Source organism: Actinomycetes bacterium, from assembly GCA_036510875.1.
Classification (GTDB): Bacteria; Actinomycetota; Actinomycetes; order Prado026; family Prado026; genus DATCDE01.
Genome location: DATCDE010000136.1, coordinates 1 through 6,530, shown reverse-complemented (window position 1 = coordinate 6,530; position 6,530 = coordinate 1). Strand labels below are relative to the sequence as shown.

Sequence of the window (6,530 nt, the reverse complement as noted above, 5' to 3'; positions counted from 1 at the left end):
GGGTCGGGGTGGGCGTCGGGGTGGGCGTCGGGGTGGCCGACACAGTCGGCGTCGGCGTCGGCGTGGGCGTGGCGGTCGCGGTCGACTCCGGACGGATCGGACTCCGGGACGCCGAGGGAGCCAGGGACGGGGTCGGGGTCTGCGCCGTCGGCGAGGCCACCGGGAGTGAGGGGCGGGCCGTCTGGCTCGGCAAGCGTGACGCGATCGGTCCCCCCGACCCGCCCCCGCACCCGGCCAGCAGGAGGCAGCAGGCCACTCCCACCACCGTCGAGGTCCAGCGAGCCACCGTCGTCCGTCCGGACCTGGTCACGTGTCCTCCCGAGACATCGGTGCGTCTGGGGCCGCCCGCCTGTGGCCGTCAGCGTCTTCAGCCTCGTTTCGGAAGCAACGCAGCGGATCACCCGCAGGGGGTGAGAGCGGACGGTCAGCACCAGACGTCGTTCAGCGCCGCCACTTCGCAGCAGTGGCCCCGGACGTCCTGGATGAGACCGTCCCGCACGCGCACCAGCTGGCAGCCGGTCGCGTCGCGCCCTGCTGGTACGGAAGTGGAACGTCACCCGAACGGCGAGACGGCTGGGGTGCTCTGCATAGGGTGCTGCCCATGGAGCTGCGCATCTTCACCGAGCCCCAGCAGGGCGCCACCTACGACGACCTGCTGGCCGTCGCCCGCGCGGCCGAGTCCTATGGGTACGGCGCGTTCTTCCGGTCCGACCACTACCTGGTGATGGGCGACAGCGACGGCCGGCCCGGTCCGACCGACGCCTGGGTCACGCTCGCCGGCCTGGCCCGGGACACCCGCACGATCCGGCTGGGCACGCTGGTCACGGCGGCCACCTTCCGGCTGCCCGGCCCGCTGGCCATCGCCGTCGCCCAGGTGGACGAGATGAGCGGTGGCCGGGTCGAGCTGGGTCTGGGGACCGGCTGGTTCGAGGCTGAGCACCGTGCCTACGGCATCCCGTTCCCGCCGGTTCACGAGCGGTTCGACCGGCTCGAGGAGCAGCTGGAGATCGTGACCGGCCTGTGGTCCACGCCCGTGGGGCAGACCTTCGACCACGCCGGTGAGCACTACCGGCTGGACGCCGCGCCGGGCCTCCCCAAGCCGGTCCAGGACCCGTTGCCCGTGATCATCGGTGGCACCGGGGTGACCCGCACTCCGGCGCTGGCCGCGCGGTTCGCGGCCGAGTACAACGTCCCCTTCGGCTCCGTCGAGGACACCGCCACCGCGTACGAGCGGGTTCGCGCCGCCTGCACGGCTGCCGGGCGGGCCCCCTCCTCGCTGGTGTACTCGGCCGCTCAGGTGCTGTGCTGCGGCCGGGACGAGGCAGAGGTCGACCGTCGGGCCGCCGCGATCGGCCGGGACGTGGAGGAGCTGCGCGCCAACGGCCTGGCTGGCACACCGGACCAGCTGGTCGACAGGGCGTCCCGGTTCGCGGAAGCCGGCGCCACCCGCCTGTACCTGCAGGTGCTGGACCTTGCCGACCTCGAGCACCTCGAGCTGGTAGCTGCCGAGGTCATGCCCCGGCTGGCCTGACCGAGCTGCCCCCAGGCCGGCCGCTGCCCCGCGGGGGCCGCCCACCCCAGGCTCATCCTCACTGGGTGATGTGGCCGCCCCACCGTCAGCGCAGAGTGATCACGATCGCCCGGCTGTGGGCGACGAGTTCTCGCGCACGTGGGAGAGGGTCACGATGACCAGGTTGCTCGCTGAGTTCGGTTCCGGCCAGGTCTTCTGGTCGATGTTGTGGTTCTTCTTGTTCTTCATCTGGATCTGGCTGCTGATCACCGTGTTCGCGGACATCTTCCGCAGCCCCGACATGGGCGGCTGGGCGAAGGCGCTGTGGACGATCTTCGTCATCGTGCTGCCGTACCTGGGCGTGTTCGTCTACCTGATCGCCCGCGGCCACAAGATGCAAGAGCACGCCGTCGCCCAGGCCAAGGCCCAGGACGAGGCCGCCCGCCAGTACATCCAAAGCGTCTCCGGCAGCAGCACCAGCGCCGCCGACGAGATCGCCCGGCTGTCCGACCTGAAGGCCAAGGGCGTCCTCACCGAGGAGGAGTTCCAGGCCGCCAAGGCCAAGGCACTCGCCTGACGGTGGTTCGGCTCGTCCGATTCGCCCGTTATTGACCACATCTTCTGAAGGAGACCCACCGTGTCCGACGAGACACCCGTCCTCGACACCATTGCAGCAATGACCGCCGCCTCGGTGGAGCGCTGTGACCTGCCGGCGGATGTCCTGCTGCTGGTCCGCATCGCGGCTCTCGCCGCAGTCGATGCCCGCCCCGTGTCCTACCTCGCCCACGTCGGGCCGTCCTTCGAGGCCGGCGTCACCCTTGAGGACGCGCAGAACGTCCTGGTTGCCGTCGCCCCGATCATCGGCTCGGCCCGGGTGATGAAGGCCGCGGTCAACATCACCGAGGCGCTCGGCCTCGTCATCGACATCATCGAATCCGAGTCGGAGTAGCTGGCCGATCGATAGCCGTCGCGCGACGGCCGCGGCTGCCCAGCGGGTGGTCGCGGCCGTTGTGGGACGGCCCCACCGGAGCGTGAGGCGGAGCTGATGGCCCTGGCGGTGCCCGGCGTCGAGGCGCTTCACTCTTACGAGCGCCGCTGGCTCCCCAAGGACGCGGCCGCCGGGCTCGTGCTGACCGCCCTGCTGGGTTCCTCAGGGGATGGCCTACGCGGAGCTCGCCGGGCTGCCCGCCGTGACCGGGCTCTACACCTCGATCCTCTGCCTGATCGGCTACGCGGTGATCGGGCCGTCGCGCGTGCTCGTACTGGGCCCGGACTCATCGCTGGGCCGATGATCGCGGCCACCATCCTCCCGCTGGCCGGAGCCAACGGTGACCCGGCCAAGGAGATCGGGGTGCCGACGCGCTGGCCGCCGCTGGCGGGGACGGAACTCAGGCTCTGGTCGCCACCATCGCCGCCGAGCACGACCTCCCGTTCGCCTGCATCCCCGCCGGGACGCGCAACCACTTCGCCCTGGACCTCGGGGTGGACCGCGACGACGTGGTCGGCGCCCTCGACGCCTTCGTCAACGGCGGTGAGCGCCGGGTCGACCTCGCCGAGGTCAACGGGCGGGCCGTCGTCAACAACGTCTCACTGGGCCTGTACGCGGAGGCGGTGCAGCGAGAGGGTTACCGGGACGCCAAGCTGCGCACCATCCTGGACACCGCGCCCGACGTCGTCGGTGACGAGTCCATGCGAAGCGGTGAGCTCCGGTGGACCGATCCCGGCGGATCCGATCATCGTTTGGCGACCGCCATCCTGGTCTCGAACAACGTCTACCGTCTCGGGCGGGCGATCGGTTCGGGCACTCGGCCCCGGCTGGGCTCTGGCCGGCTGGGGGTCGCCGTGCTGGGTACCTGCCGCCCGGTCGCTGGCGGCGGCGGGCGACCGAGACACTGGGGGCAGTGGTCGGCTCCGACGTTCCAGATCGACGCCTCCGGCCCCGTCCCTGCGGGGGTGGACGGCGAGGCCTTGCTTCTTGACCCACCGTTGCGCTTCGCCTCTCGGCCGAGTGTGCTGCGGGTCCGCATCGCCCCGCAGCACCCCGGGGCGTCCCCGTCGGCGGGACAGCCCGGGACGGTCCGAGAGACGGTCACCCGGCTCGCCCGGATCGCCTGCGGGGCCGAGCGGTAGCCGGAAGGGGGCGACGCCACCGGAGGACCACACCATTTCAAGCCCAGGGAGCGGGCAAGCAACCCCGCTCGACGGTCGCACCACACCAAGGAAAGCCACCGTGAACCAGCGCAGCGATACTGCGATCGGCATGACGATCTTCGCCGCCACCCGGACGACGTCGAGCGGGACTTCTACCTGCGTCAGCTGCGCGACGGCAAGGGTTCGGTGGTGGTCGAGGGATGGTCCCGGACGGAATGACATTCTACGCGCGGATCTGCGGTCGGGCCCTGGCCCGCGCGCACCCGCTCCGGGGACCGCGTCGCCATCGCCGCCTACCTCGGCTCCAGCGACCGCTTCGACCAGGCCATCGCCGACTTCGCCGAGCTCTACGCCGACCAGAACGATCTCGACACCGGCGCACTGACGGCGGCCGCAACCAGCGGTCGGATCACGGTCCAGACCGGGCTGTAGTCCGAGGCGCTCCGGAGGAGGAGAAATCATGGGCCTACGAGATCGGCACCACGGCGGCAACGCCCCGGCGCGGCGCTACCAGATGCGCGAGAAGCTGCTGTCGATCGGCGATGACTACTGGATTGAGGACGAGTCCGGCGAGCGGGCGTTCAAGGTGGACGGCAAGGCCCTGCGGATCCGCGACACCTTCGTGCTGGAGGACGCCGACGGACGTGAGGTGGCCAAGATCCAGGAGCGCAAGCTTCACGTGCGGGACAGCATGAAGGTCGAGTGGAACGGCCACGAGGCCACCGTGCACAAGGCCCTGGTCGGCCTGCGGGATCGCTTCAAGGTCGAGGTGGACGACGGGCCGGATCTGAGTGCCCACGGCAACCTGGTCGACCACGAGTACGAGATCGAGCGTGACGGCGACACGGTGGCCAAGGTCTCGAAGAAGTGGTTCCGGGTCCGCGATAGCTACGGCGTGGAGATCGAGCCCGGCCAGGACGACGCTTTGATCCTCGCGATCACCGTGAGCATCGATGCGATGACCCGCGGCTGAGCGGGCGGGGGCCCAGGCAGGCACGCGCGACGGCCTGACCCAGGATCGACTCCGCGGCATCAACGTCGCCGCGGATGAGCTCCACCTCGCCCAGGAATGCCTGTGGCCAGGGGAGGAACGCGAGCCACCGGTCCCGCTCGCCCAGCGCGATCGCCGCGCGCAACCCATCGCCGGCAGCGTCGATGTCGCCGCGCAGCACGTGGATGCGACCGATCATCGTCGTCGCGTAGGTCTCGCGCCGTAAGTCGTCGGCGGCGCGGTCGCTCTCGGCCGATCCCAAGTACGTCTGCGCCTTCGCTGTGACCCACGGGGCGCCCATCGGCCAGCGTCAGGGCGTCACAAGAGCCGGTTAACCACAGCTCGGCGCGATCGTAGCGCGCCCGGAGGAAGTCGACGTAGCCGAGCTCGGCGCGGATCTCGGCCTGATCCGCTCGTATCCCGTCGGATATAGCGATCTCGTCGGCGGCATAGAGGGCGGCCAGCCCCTCCTCGTCCATCCCGCGCAGCGAGTGGATGAGCGTCTCCGCCAGGACCAGCCTCGAGCGGACCTGCAACGCACGATCAGACGCGAGGTCGGCGAGGCTCACGTCCGAGCGCAGTGACGCGATGCCGACGTCGGTGGCGCCGGCTGCCACTGCGGCGGCACCGGACTCGAGGATCGCCTCGATGGAGATGCTGCCCGTGACCGGGCTCGGCCGCCAGGCCGTCTCGCGCATCGCGGACTGGATCGCGATCCCGGGTGACACCCCGAGCTCGTCGTGGAGAAGCCGCGTGATCGCGGCGAGCTGGCGTTCCGCTGCCGCATCGTCGCCGACCATGCGGTGCAGCCGGATGAGGAGCGCCTGGTTGTTCTCGTCGAGCGGGCTCATCGCGGCCACGCGCTGGGCGCAGCGCAGTGCGTCGGCCAGCTCGTGGCGGGCCATCAGCGCCTGGGCCGCCTCGTGAAGCACGGCCTCGGAGGCAGCGGCGAGACGCTGCTGCTCGAAGAGCAGCCACGATTCGAACCCAGCTGCCCCACGCACGTTGACGCCCTCGAGCAACTCGGCGCCGAGCCCGGGCAGCTCCACGGCGTCCCACCACGACCCGTGGGTGACCACGTCGACGTCGACCACGGCTCCTGGCCGCAGCGTGAGCACGACGGGATCGCCTTCGAGTGTGGCGTGGGGTCCGAGGCCTCGGCGTACCTCGGCGAGGTTCCACCGCAGCGCACGAAGCGGGCCCTCCGTGGCGTCGAAGAGCAGCTCCGCAAGCCGGCTCCTCGAGGGCGGGCGCTCGGCCAGGAGAAGGTAGGCGAGCAACGCCCAACTCTTCCGACTGCGGAACCGCTACGTGGGTTCGTGGCCGGTCTCGATGGCAGGCCGGCCGAGCAGGTGCACCGAGAGTGTCATTGCTCCCGATCGTTGCACGTCACTCGGGGGCGGCCCGTCAGGCCCGGTCGTCACCGGGGGCTTCCCCGCCGACGACCGGGCACCGTACTCACGCGTGCTCGGACACCTTGAAGACCTCGTCTGCCACCAGGCCGTGCGCCTCGCGGTGCACCGTGTTGGCCGCGTCCGCGTCGGGCGCCTCAACGAGGCAGAAGATCTTGCCCGCCTCCTCGTCGACCCAGTACTTCAGGTAGTTGACGTCATGCTTGCCCTGCGTCGCGAGGCCGGCGGCGTGGGCACCAGCCACATCGGCCTCAGTGACGCCTCCGGCGATGCTGTGGACATCCATGAACAGTGCCATGTGAGCTCCCGGTCGTTGCGGCCCGCCGGGTCGCGTCCCAGATCCGGTGTAAATGCTCGGGTCGTGGGCTCGTCTTGAGGTGATGTTAGGCGACGGCTCCGACAGTGCTGGCGGGTTCGTCGTGGTCTTCGTTGCTGGTGTTCCGGGGTCGCAGTTGTGTGGGTGGTT

At 70.5% G+C, this 6,530-nt stretch carries 8 protein-coding genes and 2 pseudogenes; 7 read left to right on the top strand and 3 right to left on the bottom strand.

Annotated features, from left to right (window positions below; genetic code table 11):
• Nucleotides 1-230 (bottom strand): hypothetical protein (locus tag VIM19_08120; GenBank protein ID HEY5184850.1); only part of this gene is annotated, 230 nt, incomplete at its 3' end.
• 371 nt (nucleotides 231-601) lie between these two features.
• Here VIM19_08120 and VIM19_08115 point away from each other — a divergent pair.
• The 7 genes and pseudogenes from VIM19_08115 to VIM19_08085 all read left to right on the top strand — a co-directional run bounded on the left by VIM19_08115 (nucleotide 602) and on the right by VIM19_08085 (nucleotide 4,634).
• Nucleotides 602-1,531: an LLM class F420-dependent oxidoreductase gene (locus VIM19_08115; protein HEY5184849.1), complete on the top strand. Its 930-nt coding sequence runs from the start codon at nucleotides 602-604 to the stop codon at nucleotides 1,529-1,531.
• A gap of 154 nt (nucleotides 1,532-1,685) precedes the next feature.
• The gene (locus tag VIM19_08110) at nucleotides 1,686-2,087 is read left to right on the top strand and encodes an SHOCT domain-containing protein (GenBank protein ID HEY5184848.1); all 402 of its coding nucleotides are present in this window, start codon (nucleotides 1,686-1,688) and stop codon (nucleotides 2,085-2,087) included.
• A 60-nt stretch (nucleotides 2,088-2,147) separates the two neighbouring features.
• Entirely contained in the window at nucleotides 2,148-2,459 is a 312-nt protein-coding gene (locus VIM19_08105) for a carboxymuconolactone decarboxylase (GenBank protein HEY5184847.1), read from the top strand.
• Nucleotides 2,460-2,555: 96 nt separating this feature from the next.
• Nucleotides 2,556-2,846: pseudogene (locus tag VIM19_08100) on the top strand (SulP family inorganic anion transporter).
• A gap of 26 nt (nucleotides 2,847-2,872) precedes the next feature.
• Nucleotides 2,873-3,640 carry a diacylglycerol kinase family protein gene (locus VIM19_08095; protein HEY5184846.1) on the top strand — a complete coding sequence of 256 codons (768 nt, stop codon included), beginning with the start codon at nucleotides 2,873-2,875 and terminating at the stop codon, nucleotides 3,638-3,640.
• A gap of 150 nt (nucleotides 3,641-3,790) precedes the next feature.
• Nucleotides 3,791-4,093 (top strand): annotated as a pseudogene (locus VIM19_08090) (DUF2252 family protein).
• Nucleotides 4,094-4,121: 28 nt separating this feature from the next.
• Nucleotides 4,122-4,634, top strand: coding sequence for an LURP-one-related family protein (locus VIM19_08085; protein HEY5184845.1), 513 nt, complete (start codon nucleotides 4,122-4,124; stop codon nucleotides 4,632-4,634).
• A gap of 59 nt (nucleotides 4,635-4,693) precedes the next feature.
• Here the strand turns inward: VIM19_08085 and VIM19_08080 are convergent, their stop codons facing one another.
• Nucleotides 4,694-5,770, bottom strand: coding sequence for a bacterial transcriptional activator domain-containing protein (locus tag VIM19_08080; protein ID HEY5184844.1), 1,077 nt, complete (start codon nucleotides 5,768-5,770; stop codon nucleotides 4,694-4,696).
• 340 nt (nucleotides 5,771-6,110) lie between these two features.
• A complete protein-coding gene (locus tag VIM19_08075; protein HEY5184843.1) occupies nucleotides 6,111-6,362 on the bottom strand; it encodes a DUF4242 domain-containing protein in 252 nt (83 codons plus the stop codon).
• Between the last annotated feature and the right edge of the window lie 168 nt (nucleotides 6,363-6,530).

What these genes read in the sequence shown, in the direction of transcription:
- VIM19_08075 (HEY5184843.1), bottom strand. Translation starts at nt 6,362, where the DNA reads ATGGCACTGTTCATGGATGTCCACAGCATCGCCGGAGGCGTCACTGAG.
- VIM19_08115 (HEY5184849.1), top strand. Translation starts at nt 602, where the DNA reads ATGGAGCTGCGCATCTTCACCGAGCCCCAGCAGGGCGCCACCTACGAC.
- VIM19_08110 (HEY5184848.1), top strand. Translation starts at nt 1,686, where the DNA reads ATGACCAGGTTGCTCGCTGAGTTCGGTTCCGGCCAGGTCTTCTGGTCG.
- VIM19_08085 (HEY5184845.1), top strand. Translation starts at nt 4,122, where the DNA reads ATGGGCCTACGAGATCGGCACCACGGCGGCAACGCCCCGGCGCGGCGC.